Origin of the sequence: Aeromonas sp. SE22 (assembly GCF_038739755.1) — a bacterium.
Lineage (GTDB): Bacteria > Pseudomonadota > Gammaproteobacteria > Enterobacterales > Aeromonadaceae > Aeromonas > Aeromonas jandaei.
The window spans coordinates 151,932-166,098 of sequence record NZ_JBCGFD010000002.1 but is presented as its reverse complement, the minus strand read 5'-3'; the positions used below and the strand labels follow the sequence as shown (position 1 = coordinate 166,098).

At 57.2% G+C, this 14,167-nt stretch carries 11 protein-coding genes and 1 pseudogene; 5 read left to right on the top strand and 7 right to left on the bottom strand.

Annotated elements, in window-relative coordinates; all coding sequences use genetic code 11:
- Positions 1–619 precede the first annotated feature (619 nt).
- Entirely contained in the window at positions 620–1,243 is a 624-nt protein-coding gene (locus AAHA39_RS04560; RefSeq protein ID WP_320657109.1) for an inovirus Gp2 family protein, read from the bottom strand.
- 540 nt (positions 1,244–1,783) lie between these two features.
- Positions 1,784–1,951, bottom strand: a complete 168-nt coding sequence (locus AAHA39_RS04555) for an AlpA family phage regulatory protein (RefSeq protein ID WP_320657108.1) — start codon at positions 1,949–1,951, stop codon at positions 1,784–1,786.
- A 149-nt stretch (positions 1,952–2,100) separates the two neighbouring features.
- On the opposite strand from AAHA39_RS04555, the gene AAHA39_RS04550 reads away from it, so the two are divergent.
- Positions 2,101–2,883 carry a hypothetical protein gene (locus tag AAHA39_RS04550; RefSeq protein WP_320657107.1) on the top strand — a complete coding sequence of 261 codons (783 nt, stop codon included), beginning with the start codon at positions 2,101–2,103 and terminating at the stop codon, positions 2,881–2,883.
- Between the two features lie 33 nt (positions 2,884–2,916).
- Positions 2,917–3,172: pseudogene (locus AAHA39_RS04545) on the top strand (IS5/IS1182 family transposase); the annotation flags it as partial.
- A gap of 92 nt (positions 3,173–3,264) precedes the next feature.
- Here the strand turns inward: AAHA39_RS04545 and rimO are convergent.
- Positions 3,265–4,593, bottom strand: a complete 1,329-nt coding sequence (gene rimO, locus AAHA39_RS04540) for a 30S ribosomal protein S12 methylthiotransferase RimO (protein ID WP_071911892.1) — start codon at positions 4,591–4,593, stop codon at positions 3,265–3,267.
- A gap of 281 nt (positions 4,594–4,874) precedes the next feature.
- Between rimO and AAHA39_RS04535 the strand changes: the two genes are divergently transcribed.
- Positions 4,875–5,996, top strand: coding sequence for an HD domain-containing phosphohydrolase (locus tag AAHA39_RS04535; RefSeq protein ID WP_320657106.1), 1,122 nt, complete (start codon positions 4,875–4,877; stop codon positions 5,994–5,996).
- 149 nt (positions 5,997–6,145) lie between these two features.
- Here the strand turns inward: AAHA39_RS04535 and AAHA39_RS04530 are convergent, their stop codons facing one another.
- The 4 genes from AAHA39_RS04530 to AAHA39_RS04515 all read right to left on the bottom strand — a co-directional run bounded on the left by AAHA39_RS04530 (position 6,146) and on the right by AAHA39_RS04515 (position 9,382).
- Positions 6,146–6,331: a hypothetical protein gene (locus AAHA39_RS04530; protein ID WP_320657105.1), complete on the bottom strand. Its 186-nt coding sequence runs from the start codon at positions 6,329–6,331 to the stop codon at positions 6,146–6,148.
- A 318-nt stretch (positions 6,332–6,649) separates the two neighbouring features.
- On the bottom strand, positions 6,650–7,831 hold the full coding sequence (locus AAHA39_RS04525; RefSeq protein ID WP_320657104.1) for a dicarboxylate/amino acid:cation symporter: 1,182 nt from the start codon (positions 7,829–7,831) through the stop codon (positions 6,650–6,652).
- Between the two features lie 287 nt (positions 7,832–8,118).
- On the bottom strand, positions 8,119–8,640 hold the full coding sequence (locus AAHA39_RS04520) for a hypothetical protein (protein ID WP_320657103.1): 522 nt from the start codon (positions 8,638–8,640) through the stop codon (positions 8,119–8,121).
- Between the two features lie 103 nt (positions 8,641–8,743).
- Positions 8,744–9,382, bottom strand: a complete 639-nt coding sequence (locus tag AAHA39_RS04515; protein ID WP_033115834.1) for a TetR family transcriptional regulator — start codon at positions 9,380–9,382, stop codon at positions 8,744–8,746.
- A 143-nt stretch (positions 9,383–9,525) separates the two neighbouring features.
- Between AAHA39_RS04515 and AAHA39_RS04510 the strand changes: the two genes are divergently transcribed.
- On the top strand, positions 9,526–10,704 hold the full coding sequence (locus tag AAHA39_RS04510) for an efflux RND transporter periplasmic adaptor subunit (RefSeq protein ID WP_033115833.1): 1,179 nt from the start codon (positions 9,526–9,528) through the stop codon (positions 10,702–10,704).
- 17 nt (positions 10,705–10,721) lie between these two features.
- Positions 10,722–13,871 carry an efflux RND transporter permease subunit gene (locus tag AAHA39_RS04505; protein ID WP_320657102.1) on the top strand — a complete coding sequence of 1,050 codons (3,150 nt, stop codon included), beginning with the start codon at positions 10,722–10,724 and terminating at the stop codon, positions 13,869–13,871.
- Positions 13,872–14,167 lie beyond the last annotated feature (296 nt).

Genomic DNA, 14,167 nt, shown 5'->3' with positions numbered 1-14,167 from the left:
ACGTGGATGAAACGAATTGACATTATCTTCGCTATGTTAATGTCAGTCATGAGCCCCTCCCACGGGATAACATCGTCAGATATGTCTTTTCTTGATATTAAACGTTGGTGATGCAGCACTTTCTCACATTTGAGAGCAGATGCCGTTCACTATCGTGCGCCTCAGTTTTCTTCCCAGCCCTGACTTCATCTGCTGACTACTTAGTACCCACATCGTTACGTGGCTCATCAGAGAGAACGACAATCCAGAGACCTCAATGAGTGGATGGTCGTGGGGTACTGTCTGCGACAGTAGCCCAACGTGTCAGCATAGGTAATAGCGATATTTTACACTTATGCAAAACCTCACAAATGAACAATAAATCCCATAGTCTATTGATTTTGTTGTGTTTATTGTTTGGTTGATAATTGACCTCATCGGTATGTGTGTGGGAGTATCAACCAGGACAATCAGCTATTGCTGGTCTGTATAAATCGCATTGAATGGCTCTTATTGGAGCCGTTACGTGGTCTTCTCCTTGACGAAAAAATGTAAATGGGGGCGACATTTTAACGTTGAAGGTGGTAGCTATAGCCGCCCAGCGAGTTATATGAGTGACCGCGTTTAATCGATATGGTGATTAGATGCGGCTACATCCGAAATTACGATGCCTATCATGGGAGGATTTGCTTTTTACTTTGGTCATGTAGTGGATCCTATCTATCAAACCCTCAGGATAAATGCCTCGGTCTACGTCCTGCTTATGCAGGGTATATTTGCCGTTGTCAGGGTAGTGCACCCAATGTTGTCCTAATTCTGGGGGCTCTCCTAATGCGGTACACCATGCAGTTGTGATCATGGTTCTAAGCGTACTGTTTTCAATGTCGTAATCGCCGAGATGAAAGAATGCATCTTTGTTAAACAGCAAGAGCACATGAAAATGGCGCTTTCCTGTTTGGCTAAATTCACGTACCCACGCATACCGGAGTGTATTGGGATAAACCCGTTTGCCGGATTGTGCTGTCCGCTGCCGGTGCGCTATTAGCTTCGCACTAAGGGAGTTGATAAAACGATTCATGACACCAGGGTGGTAATTATGGAAGCAGGTTACCGTATCGCCATGCTCAATAATCGCAGGGTCATGTAAATCGACACGTAGCACTAATGTTCTCGTATAATTATTTGATGCAGCACGGAGGGTAAAGATAATCCTCTCGTAGTAACTTAGGATATGGTCACCATAGATGGTTTGATAAAATGTCATGTATTAATTCCTATATGGCTGTCATTTTTTATACGAGCGTATTCGTTCCCCTAAGTGGGGGAACAATGTGCAGGTTGTATTATCGGCGTTGTTATATATGTCAGTGATGCCCCCTTACAGGGGCTAAACGCTATAGGTTGATAACGCATCTTGCTTATAAAGCAACATGCCCATCGTACCCATGTGATATGACTCTCTGCCTACATGGACGTGTTGATTGTCCTTTATAAAGATAAGAAACAATAGATTTATATATAATAACTATCCAACATGCTGGGTGACCTAAGTGCCATATATAACCAAAGGTTGATGGTTATATATCACTCCGTAATTAGCTTGTTATTTCGACAATACACTTAACAAGTTTGAAGCCCCCTGGGGTAAGAGGCATTGTTAACTCGACAATAATTATCTATCTCGCAAATAGTCTAATTCCATCTGTTAGAACGTGATACGTTTAGGCATATATCATCCTTTTTATTTTACAATTTCATTTTTCATGAAATGGTTGACGTGATTTCAATGCTCAGAGTGCATTTATTAACGCCTCAGTAACCATTCATCAAGTTCAGATTCACTCCACCCGACGGAGTGTTTTCCCAAATGCTTGGGCCGGGGAAAGGTTGGGTCATATCGGGGGGATTTTGGGTTAAGCCAGTCATAGAAGGTTGAGCGAGACATCCCTATTTTTTGCTCGACGGCAGGCATCCGTAGCACCTTAATACTGGGTTGTGTGACCATGGCTTGGGTTCCTCTTGTTTGGTTGACTTTCGATGGGGCCAAGATTAGCGTTTTCATATGGCATCGAAAATACGTGCGCTAACCAACAAAAACAACAAACCATAAGTGATTGATTTATGAGTAAATTTTCATTTGAGGCGCTGAGCGTTGAGTACAATGAACGCGTAGACGTCCTAAGGGAACTTTGTGCTGGCGCGCAGTGGCCACGGAACAGGGCGTGGTTGGCCCCAACGGATCTGTTGTTGACGCATCACACTAATGAGGTGTTGGCGAAGAAATTGCGTCCGTACATTTATCAGCTTGGTGTCAGTGACGTGAAAACAATTAAGCTTCTTGAATTCGTCAGAGTATGTGGCCGTGTCAAGGACGATTTTCCCTCACGGATATCGGAATATAGTCATCTCACTGCGCTTTATTATCTGTGGAGTGAGCTAAATAAAACCACGCAACCCGATGAAGCGCAGCATTCTCTCTGGGGGGCGATATGTGTATTGATGAAATTGATTGGGGTGTTGGAGGCGCTCGAGATTGCCCATATTCAGGAGAAACAGGAAAAAAAGAAGATGACGGCGAGGGAAAAGGGAGGACAAGCACAAAATGAACGCTATGACAGCGTGAAGCAAGAGATAGTCAGGCAGTTGAAAAGTAAAACTGTCGGGGAATATGCCACGAAGCAAGCGGCTGCAGAGGCAATATCGGAGGAGGTGTGGCTTTTCAGTGAGCATTTGACAGCTGAAATTAATGCGGAGAATCAGAAATTACCCACTTACCAACAGACCAGAAAGGCGCCAGGGTTGGTCAAAGATAACCTCATCAGGCAGATGCTGGATTGGTCTCGTAAGTATGAATGTGTGTCAGAAGCGTTCAATCATGCCGTCTACCCCAGAAAGGGTTCATGAGCGGTCGGAATAGGAGTTAATGGGGATCACTAAGGGGGGCTAAATAGCAAGATCCATTTGGCAGTCGACGGACATGGAATGCCAATAAAATGTATCCCTTCCAAACGGAATCGTAAGGAACCACGAGAGCACGACAGGAAGCTTTATCGGGCAAGGCATTTGGTAGAAAACGCCTTCATTCATCTGAAACAATGGCGAGGCATTGCCACAAGATCCGCCAAAAAACACGGGCTCGTTTGTGGCCGCAGCGCAGATCCGCTGCACATACCTGTGGGCCTCAATCTTATGACGACAGCCCCTAGGCCAGCCTGTTTGCGCGTGATATTCAACCAATAAAAAGCGCCCGCAGGCGCTTTTTTCATTTGGCTGGTAAAGCCTGAATTAGCCAATCAGGCTGGCCCACAGGTCATATTCGTCGGATTCGTCGATCCGCACCTTGACCATGTCGCCCGGCTTGAGGCCGGTTTCGCCGTTGAGGTAGACCAGACCATCGATCTCCGGTGCATCGGCAAAAGAGCGGCCAGTGGCACCCTCTTCATCCACCTCGTCGATGATGACGGTCATCTCCTGACCCACTTTACGGGCCAGCTTGCGGATGGAGACCTGCTGTTGCAGCTCCATAAAGCGCTGGAAGCGCTCTTCCTGCACGGCTTCCGGCACCGGGTCCGGCAACTCGTTGGCCAATGCCCCTTCGACCGGGCTGTATTTGAAGCAGCCGACCCGATCCAGCTCCGCTTTGTCGATGAAGTCGAGCAGCATCTGGAAATCTTCCTCGGTCTCGCCCGGGAAGCCGACGATAAAGGTGGAGCGCAGGGTGATCTGCGGGCAGATCTCGCGCCACTTCTGGATCCGTTCCAGCGTACGCTCGACCGAACCCGGGCGCTTCATCAGTTTGAGGATGCGCGGGCTGGCGTGCTGCAGCGGGATGTCGAGGTAGGGCAGGATCTTGCCATCGCGCATCAGCGGGATGACGTCATCCACGTGCGGGTAGGGGTAGACGTAGTGCAGACGTACCCAGATATCGAGCTTGGCCAGCTCTTCGCACAGGGCGACCATGCTGGTCTTGACCGGCATGCCGTCGTAGAAACCGGTACGGTGCTTCACATCGACGCCGTAGGCGGAGGTGTCCTGGGAGATCACCAGCAGCTCCTTCACGCCGGCCTCTTTCAGGCGCTTGGCTTCGGCCAGCACGTCGCCGATGGGGCGGCTCACCAGATCCCCGCGCATGGAGGGGATGATGCAGAAGGTGCAGCGGTGGTTGCACCCTTCGGAAATCTTCAGATAGGCGTAGTGGCGCGGGGTCAGCTTGACGCCGTGGGCCGGAACCAGACTGGTGAAGGGGTTGTGCTGCGGCTTCTCCACATATTTGTGGACGTGACCCAGCACCTCTTCATAGGCGTGGGGGCCGGTGATCTCGAGCACCTTGGGGTGGATCTCGCGGATCTGATTCTCTTTGGCGCCAAGGCAGCCGGTGACGATCACCTTGCCGTTCTCGGCCAGCGCTTCACCGATCGCTTCGAGCGACTCCTGCACGGCACTGTCGATAAAGCCACAGGTGTTGACGACAACCAGCTCGGCATCGTCATAGCTGGGCACCACGTCGTACCCTTCGGTACGCAGCTGGGTCAGGATGCGCTCGGAATCGACCAGGTTTTTCGGGCAACCCAGGGAGACGAATCCTACTTTGGGGGCCTGTTTTGTGTTGGACATCGCTCAATCACTCTTAGGTGGCTTCTCTTTAAGGGCGCGGATTTTACCTAAATGGCTAACCAAAAACTATACAGCGGAGCCGGGAGAACCGAACAATATCTCCGAGTGGGCAGGATTGGGCGGTGCGAATCGCCGCCAATGGCCTGCCATTAATGGGGCTATTGACCCCGCAGAGCGGGGTTGTTATCGGGATCCCGCTTTGTTGATTTTCCTGTCAACAGAGGTGAGGGGGACAGAGGGAGTCACTATAATCCCATCACGGATATCCGGTGGAGAAGGTCATGGAGAGTTCATTTGGCGAAAGGATGCAGAGCGTACACGCCACCCTCAGGGAGCGTTTTGACAAGCTGAGCCGGGTGGCCATCGCAATCTACGACCCTCATACCGATCAGCTCAAGACCTTTGCCCACAGCACCGAAGGCCACTCTCCGCTGGTGCAGTACGAGGTGAAGCTGAGCGATGTGCCCTCCCTGCGCTATCTGGCGGAGCACCACCACGCCCGCGTGCTCGGCAATCTCGATGCCCTGCGTGACTCTGCGTCGGAGCACAGCCGCAAGCTGCTGGAGGCGGGCTATGCCTCCAGCTATACCGAGCCGCTGCTGTTCAACAGCAAGCTGTTTGGCTTTCTGTTTTGCGATGCCATGGAGCCGGACTATTTCAACGAGCCGATCCGAAGCGAATTGTCGGCCTACGCCCAGATGCTCTCGGCCATCATTGCGGTGGAGTTTTTCTCCATTCAGACCCTTGGCGGGGCGCTGACCACGGCGCGGGAGTTCAGCCGCTATCGGGATGAGGAGACCGCCAACCATCTGCACCGGATGTCGGCCTACTCCCGGCTGATCGCCAGAACCCTGGCCCCTGTCACTGGCCTCAGCGATGAGGAGGTGGAGTTTGTCTATCTCTTCTCCGGGCTGCACGATATCGGCAAGATTGCGGTGCCGGACGGTATCCTGCTCAAGCCGGGCAAGCTGACCCCGGAAGAGTTCGAGATCATGAAGTGTCACCCCGGCAAGGGGCAGGAGATGATCAACCTGATGATCAGCGAGTTTGGCCTCGACGGCATTCACCACACCGACATGCTGACCAATATCATCGCCAGCCATCACGAGCGCTTTGACGGCACCGGCTATCCGCTGGGGCTGGCGGGGGAGGAGATCCCGCTGGCGGCGCGCATCGTGGCGGTGGCCGATGTGTTTGATGCCCTGACCAGCGAGCGCCCCTACAAGCAGCCCTGGCCGTTCGAGACGGCCTTTGCCTATCTGGAGGAGCATGCCGGCAGCCAGTTTGATCCCGCCTGTGTCGCCGCGGCCCTGCGCAACAAGGCCGAGTTTTATGCCATCTATCAGCAGTATCAGGATCCGGCCACTACGCCTGAAACGGACGAGGCGAAACCGGCAGAGTGAGATGGGGGAGGCAAAGCCAGCGCAAGGGGGGCAAGGGGCAAGCAAGAGGGGCAACGATGCAGAGCAAGAGAAGGGGACGCCAGCGAGCGTCCCCTTTGCATTTGTCAGATTGAATGGTCGCTGTGTTTTGGCTCATCGCCCGCAGCCCGTTATGGTTTGCGCGGCGGCTCGTTTGACTGGCCGAGGTGGTCAGCGCGGGCACTCGAACAGCCGCAGGGGCGGATCTGCTTGTCCGGTCGCTGCTGGGCCAGCCGATACTGGCGCCACCAGATGAGGGTGGTCATGGCGAGGATCAGCACAAACGAGGCGAGCAGACTCAATAACCAGATGGACATGATCTCTTCTCCTGCGGTGATGGCTGCCGCCAGCGTGGTGAGCGGGCGGCTGTGATGCTGGCAGCAAGTATGGCTCTGCGGCGGTTGATGCGCTTGATTGTTATCGTCGGTGTAACAGTGTTTCGGTTTACTGTTTCGCTAGAGTAACAATCTGACGAGTGCAGCGGGTGGCCCCATGATGCCGATTCGATGGTGTGGGGTGCCGACTTGCGCTGATGGTGCCTGACTGGCTCTGGTCAGATGGCTTAAGGCAGAAACGACACAGGCCCGAACAGAGGTTCGGGCCTGTGGTTTTTGCAGAGTGCTTTCCCGGTGAGCTTACGCCTGTTCGACCTCGGGCACGGGAGCAGCGCTCTCGCTGCCATTGGCGAAGCGATCGGCCCAGAGGGCAATCACGCCGTCACCGGTGACGTTGCAGGCGGTGCCGAAGCTGTCCTGCGCCAGATAGAGGGCGATCATCAGGGCGATGGAGGCTTCACCGAAACCGAGCATGGAGGTGAGCAGACCCAGTGCCGACATCACGCCACCGCCCGGAGCCCCCGGGGCGGCGATCATGATCACACCCAGCATCATGATGAAGGGCAGCATGGTGTCGATGCCCGGAATGGCCAGATGTTCGGAGAGGAACATCACCGCGGTGGCGCAGGTCACCAGGGTAATGGTGGAGCCGCAGAGGTGAATGGTGGCGCACAGCGGCACGGTGAAGTTGGCGATGCCGTCGCTCACCCCGTTGTTCTTGCTCGACTGCAGGGCAACCGGAATGGTGGCGGCGCTCGACATGGTACCCAGCGCGGTGAAGTAGGCCGGCAGCATGTTCTTGATGAGCTGGGCCGGTGAGCGGCCAAGGGCCAGACCGGTACCGACGAACAGCACGGAGAGCCATACCCAGTGCATCAGGATGGCCATCACCAGCACCACGCCGAAGGTTTTCAGGGTGGCGAACACGGTGCCTTCCACCGTCATCTCGACAAAGACGCCGGCGATGTAGAACGGCAGCAGCGGAATGATCACCTTGGCCAGCAGGCGGTCGATGATGTCACGGCCCTGATCGGCGACTCGGCGCAGATCGGTGGCCTGGGTGGCGCTGATGCCGATACCGAACACGAAGGCGGCGGCCAGCGCGGACATCACGCCAAACAGCGGCGGGATCTCCAGATTGACGTAGGAGGCGAGCTTGACCGCCTCGGCGGTAGTGGGCTCGGCGGCGGTGGTCAGCTGCGGGATCAGGTGGCTCGCCACGGTAAAGGCGAACAGGCCCGCCAGAATGGTGGAGCAGTAGGAGAGGGCCACGGTTTTGCCCAGCAGCTTGCCGGAGTTTTTCGGCAGGCTGGCGATACCGCTCATGATGAAGAAGAGGATGATGAGCGGAATGGTGAAGGTAATGAGCTGACCTATGACTGTCTTGGCCGTAAACAGCACGCGCGCCACCCACTCAGGGGCGTAGAGACCGAGCAAGAGACCGGCCAGGATGCCAGCAATGAGTTTGAGGACAAGTTTCATAAGGAAATCCGGTGTTGGTTGTATTGTCTGATTTGTTATTAAATTTTGATATTAATCACACTTTCTAACACAGAATCCGCATTATGTCTGTCTTGAATGGGTTAAAGCCGAGTTAAATATTGTTAATGACTGTTTTTTCCGACCGGAAAACGCCCATATTTAAACGCGCAAGGTTCGTCATGGTGGACTGCACATGGGGGGGCTGACAGAGGGCGTGCAGGGTCTCGGGGTTAGAGCCTGCTAGGGATAAAAGCGAGCGCCGTTAAGGGGTTAACCGGTGCCGCCAATCAAGCTGTCGTGCGGGTGAGCAGCAGATAACTCGACGCCGCCGCGGATTGGGCAGGCTGCTCCGCGCAGATCGCCAGCGGGATCTCATCCTGTTCGAGCTGCTCGGCCAGCTGAGTCATGGCTGCCGCGAGATCGGTTGCAACCGGCAACGCCAGCGGCGCACCCGGTTTGAGCAGGGTGGCAAGATGGCGCAGGGTGTCAGTTGTTCTCTGCCCTGCAAGGTCGGTGGAGCGACTGAGCCAGATGCCGTCATAGGGGAGCACGCTGCGCATCCCCGCGATGGGGCAAACCCGCACCGCCTGACCCGAGCGGCGCGATGCGCGGCGGGCCAGCGCCAGCTCGGGCTCGCAGGCGGTGACCCGAAAACCGCCATCCCGCAGCCAGCAGAGATCCACCCCGTCGCCGCAGTCGAGGTTGAGCAGGTGGGCGCCTGCGGCCAGCCGGGCCGTAAAGGCGATGTGCGCCGGAGTCGGGCTGGCGGAATGGGCGTTATCTGGGGTGATGGCGTCAGTGGATGTCACAGCGATGGTCTCGGGCCGAGGCGGCTACAGGGGGCGCTACCTTAGCAAATCGGGGGCTGCGCTGGCAAAGCGTCCCGCCGCAAGTTGGCGCAGAGGGTGAACACTAGGAACGAACCGCCGGATTGCGAGGCTGGGTCAGCATGGTGAACATGCAGTCGAGCAGGTACTCCGACTCGGCCGCCAGATCGATCCGCTCCGGAAAGTGGAGCCAGTTGATGATGTAGCCATCAAGAGTACAGTGAAGCAGGGTGGAGGCTCGCCGCAGATCCAGATTGGCAGGCAGCTGTCCGCGCCGGATGGCATTGGTGAGGGTGGTCTCCAGGTCCCGAAAGAAGTTGCTGGACTGGCTGCGGATATGTTCGCGCAGGGAGATGGCTTCCCCCTCCAGCGATTCGAGATTGAAGAGGATGGTGAACATCTGCTGGTGGGCCTGATCCCGGGTGATGCGGGTCAGCACCTCTTTGAGGAAGTCGCGCAGCTTGCCGAGGGGGTCGGGTTCCTCTTCATTGACGCAGGCGTCGAGCTGATGGGCGAGGGGTTGGCAGAGCTCTTCCCAGAGGGAGAAGAAGAGCTCCTCCTTGTTTTTGAAGTGCCAGTAGATGGCCCCGCGCGTCAGGTCAGCGGCTCTGGCGATGTCGGTCAGGCTGGTCTTGGCCAGCCCCTGGCTGCAGAAGAGATCCAGCGCCGTCTTCATGATGGTGCAGCGGGTTTGCTGTGCCTCCTCTTTGGTCCGTCTGGCCATCTGCTTCTGCGCCCCTTAATCAGCAAAAAAAGTCACTTACATACATTTATGAATGTATGTATATTGCCTCATCTTTCCGATTTTTACCAACAGGGCCCACGTGGCCCTGATTGTTCATTGACTGGCAAAGGCTCAGGTGTTTCATGCATAAACATATTCTTGCTCGTTCGGTAGGTCTTGCCCTGCTGGCAACAGGCTTGCTGGCAGGTTGTGGCGACAAGGGCGCGCCGCAGGGACAGGGGGGCATGCCTCCCGTCGCGGTTGACGTGGTGACCCTGCAGAGTGCTCCGCTCAAGTTGACCAGTGAGCTGACCGGCCGCAGCGCCCCGCTGCGGGTGGCCGAAGTGCGCCCGCAGGTGGGGGGCATCATCCTCAAGCGCCTCTTTACCGAGGGGAGCGATGTGAAGGCTGGCGATCTGCTCTATCAGATCGATCCGGCTGTCTATCAGGCTGCCGTCGCCAGCGCCAAGGCCAATCTGGCCAAGGCGCAGGCCAACGAGCAGAGCGCCCGCCTCAAGGCCAAGCGCTATCAGGAGCTGCTCAAGGTCAACTCCATCAGCCGTCAGGACTATGATGATGCCGACGCCAGCTGGAAGCAGGCGCAGGCGGAGATCATGGCGAGCAAGGCAGCCCTGCGCACCGCCGAGATCAATCTGGGTTACACCCGCATCACGGCCCCCATCAGCGGCCGCATTGGCACCTCCGCGGTGACCGAAGGGGCGCTGGTAACCGCCCAGCAGGCTGACAGCCTCGCCGTCATCCAGCAGCTCGACCCCATGTATGTCGATGTGCGTCAGTCCACCGCCGATCTGCTGCGTCTCAAGCGGCTGGTGGCCGAGGGCAAGGTGGTGCAGGACGAACACAAGGGCGCCAAGGTGAGCTTCCAGCTGGAAGATGGCACCACTTATGGCGAAGAGGGCTCGCTGCAGTTCTCTGACGTTACCGTGGATGAGACCACCGGCATGGTGGCCCTGCGGGTGATCGTCCCCAACCCAGCCCATCTGCTGCTGCCCGGCATGTTCATGCGCGCCACCCTGCAAGAGGGCGAGCGGGCCAAAGGGCTGCTGGTGCCGCAAACCGCGGTGACCCGTACCCCCAACGGCGGCGCCACCGTGCTGGTAGTGACGGCGGACAACAAGGTGGACCTGCGCAACGTCCAGCTGGGCCGCATTGTCGATACCAGCTGGGTGGTGGAGTCCGGCCTCAATGCCGGCGAGCGGGTGATCGTGGCCGGTTTGCAGAAAGTGCGTCCGGGGGCCGTGGTCAATCCGGCTGAACAGGCTGCGGCGCCGGCAACTGCTGCCACCCCGGCCAACAAGTAGGATGGAGTAGTCGCTTCATGGCTCGATTTTTCATAGACAGACCCATTTTTGCCTGGGTGATCGCGTTGGTGATCATGCTGGCGGGCAGCCTTGCCATCATCAAGCTGCCGGTGGCCCAGTATCCGAGCATTGCGCCGCCGGCGGTGAGCATCTCCGCCAGCTACCCGGGCGCATCTGCCAAGACGGTAGAGGACTCGGTGACCCAGATCATCGAACAGAACATGACGGGGCTGGATCACCTGCTCTACATGTCCTCCCAGTCCGACTCTGCCGGCCGGGTGTCAGTGACCCTGACCTTCCAGCCGGGGACTGATCCCGATATCGCCCAGGTGCAGGTGCAGAACAAGCTGCAGCAGGCGATGTCGCTGTTGCCGCAAGAGGTGCAGCAGCAGGGCATTCGGGTGCAGAAGACCTCCAGCAGCTTCCTGATGGTGGCCGCCTTCATCTCCAGCGATGGCAGCATGAAGAACGACGATCTGGCGGACTATGTGGTCTCCAACATCAAGGAGCCGCTGAGCCGTCTGGACGGGGTAGGGGATATCACTCTATTCGGCAGCCAGTACTCCATGCGGATCTGGCTCGACCCCAACAAGCTCAACCGGGTGCAGATGACCCCGAGTGATGTGCAGTTGGCGATCAAGGCGCAAAACGCCCAGGTGGCGTTTGGCAAACTGGGGGGAACCCCCTCGGTGGCCGATCAGCAGTTCACCGCTACCATCATGGGCCAGACCCGTCTCTCCACCGTCGAGCAGTTCAACGATATCCTGCTGCGGGTGACTCAGGATGGCGCCAAGGTGCGGCTGAAAGATGTGGCCCGGGTCGAGCTGGCTGGCGAGAGCTACGACGCCGAGGCGCTCTACAACGGTCAACCCACCGCGGCGGTAGCCATCAAGTTGGCGACCGGTGCCAACGCGCTGGATACCTCCGAGAAGGTGCGTGCCAAGCTCAACGAGCTGTCAGAGTACTTCCCGGCCAACATGAAGATCGTCTACCCCTACGACACCACGCCGTTCGTGAAGATCTCCATCGAGGAGGTGGTGCAGACCCTGATCGAGGCGATCTTCCTGGTGTTCTGCGTCATGTATCTGTTCCTGCAGAACTTCCGCGCCACCCTGATCCCGACTATCGCGGTGCCCGTGGTGCTGCTCGGGACTTTCGGGGTGATGGCCGCATTTGGCTTCTCCATCAACACCCTCACCATGTTCGGCATGGTGCTGGCTATCGGCCTTCTGGTGGATGACGCCATCGTGGTGGTGGAGAACGTGGAGCGGCTGATGAGCGAGGAGGATCTCTCCCCGCTGGAAGCGACCCGCAAGTCGATGACCCAGATCACCGGCGCGCTGGTGGGGATTGCCTTGGTGCTCTCCGCCGTATTCGTGCCGATGGCCTTCTTCGGCGGCTCGACCGGCGCCATCTATCGCCAGTTCTCGCTGACCATCGTTTCGGCCATGACCTTGTCGGTGCTGGTGGCATTGATCCTGACGCCGGCCCTCTGTGCAACCCTGCTCAAGCCAATGAAACATGGCGAGTTCGGTGCCCAGCGCGGCTTCTTTGGCTGGTTCAACCGCGCCTTTGATGCCGGTACCCAGCGCTACCAGCGCGGGGTAGGCAAGGTGATCAAGCAGGGCGTGCGCTACAGCCTCATCTACGGTGCCATGCTGGCGGTGCTGGCGGTGCTCTTTATGCGGATGCCCACCTCTTTCCTGCCGGAGGAGGATCAGGGGGTCATCATGTCCATGGTTCAGTTGCCGGTGGGTGCGACCAAGCAGCGCACTGAGGTGGTGCTGGCGGACATGCGCGACTACTTCCTGAAAAACGAGAAGGATAACGTCGATTCTGTTCTGACGGTGGCGGGCTTCAGCTTCGCCGGTAGCGGTCAGAACAGCGGTATGGCCTTTATCAAGCTCAAGGACTGGAGTGAGCGCAAGAGCCCGGATCGCAGTGCCAATGCCATCATCGGTCGCGCCATGGGTTATCTGTTCAGTATCAAGGAGGCGCAGGTCTTCGCCTTTAACCTGCCTCCCATCCCCGAGCTGGGTACGGCGACCGGTTTTGACTTCTTCCTGCAGGATCGCGGCGGTATCGGTCACGAGAAGCTGATGGCGGCGCGCAATCAGCTGCTCGGTATGGCGGCGCAGGATCCCACTCTGGTGCGGGTGCGCCCGAACGGGATGGAAGATACGCCGCAGCTCGATATCAAGATCGACTACGAGAAGGCGCTGGCGCAGGGGCTCTCCATTGCGGAGATCAACAACACGCTGGCAAGCGCCTGGGGTTCTGCCTACGTCAATGACTTCATCGACCGCGGCCGGATCAAGAAGGTCTATATGCAGGCTGATGCTCCCTTCCGGATGAACCCGGAAGACCTGAAGCTCTGGTATGTGCGCAACAGCGCTGGCCAGATGGTGCCCTTCTCCGCGTTTGCCAGCACCGAGTGGAGCTTCGGCTCGCCGCGTCTGGAGCGTTACAACGGCGTGCCGGCGATGGAGATCGTCGGGGAAGCTGCGCCCGGCAAGAGTACCGGTGATGCCATGGCTGCCATCGAGCAGATGGTGAAGAAGCTGCCGGAAGGGGTGGGCATCGAGTGGACCGGGCTCTCCTTCCAGGAGCGGCAGGCCGGTTCACAGGCACCCGCGCTCTACGCGATCTCGCTGCTGGTGGTGTTCCTCTGCCTGGCGGCCCTCTACGAGAGCTGGAGCATCCCCTTCTCGGTGATGCTGGTGGTGCCGCTCGGGGTTCTGGGGGCCATTTTGGCTGCCACCCTGCGTGGGCTGGAGAACGACGTCTACTTCCAGGTGGGCCTGCTCACCACCATAGGCTTGTCGGCGAAGAACGCGATTTTGATCGTGGAATTTGCCAAAGAGCTCTATGACAAAGGGATGGGGCTGGGTGAGGCGGTGGTGGAGGCGGCGCGTCTGCGTCTGCGTCCGATCCTGATGACCTCGCTTGCCTTTATCCTCGGGGTGCTGCCGCTGGTGATCAGCTCCGGCGCCGGCGCCAGCAGCCGTAATGCCATCGGTACCGGCGTGATGGGGGGGATGATCAGCGCCACCGTGCTGGCCATCTTCTTCGTGCCGCTTTTCTTCGTGCTGGTGATGCGTTACTTCACCAAACACAGCAGCAAAGAAGAGCGCCTGACCCATACCCATGAGTCAAAACATGACTAATGGCTGGCTGGCGATTGTTCTCTGAACTAACCTGCAGGTGCCAGAATTGGTTTTGCTAGAGTCCCATTCCTGTTAATGGGGCAACCAAAATGGTTGCCCCATTTTTCTCCATATTGCTCATGCTTGGCTGCTCTTTCACCACTTTATATGGAGGGGTCATACAGCTCTTTTGGTTCTCCATCGACTCTTGATTAAAAACGAGAGATTAAGACACTTTTTGGTGTGCACTCTTGTCGTAATCGAGATAGAATCTTCCGCTCTATCGGGCTGGTACGGTGTGTCGTTCTTGCCATGTA